Here is a 233-nt window from a genome sequence, read left to right on the forward strand (position 1 = left end):
CACCCGCGCGCCGTCGGCGTCGGGCTCTTTGGCGTAGGCGCCGTCGCGGTAGTTGTCCGCGGTCCGCAGGGGCCGGCCCAGCGCGTCGAGGGTCTCGGTGATACGCCGCCCGTCAGGCGTGGCCGTGACCGTGGCGGTAGGGGAGGGGTAGGCGATGCGGGTGGTCTGCGGCTTGTCGGAGTCCGGCAGCACCGTGTGCACAGACGGCCGGCCCTGGCGGTCGTACTCCGTAC

The 233-nt window shown here is 73.8% G+C and carries 1 protein-coding gene; it reads right to left on the reverse strand.

Annotation, left to right across the window (positions count from 1 at the left end; genetic code table 11):
• Window positions 1-233, reverse strand: a 233-nt coding sequence (locus IF89_RS40370) for a hypothetical protein (protein WP_158718192.1), incomplete at both ends; no start/stop codon positions are given.

Origin of the sequence: Streptomyces sp. NRRL F-2664 (assembly GCF_000719345.1) — a bacterium.
Taxonomy (GTDB): Bacteria; Actinomycetota; Actinomycetes; order Streptomycetales; family Streptomycetaceae; genus Streptomyces.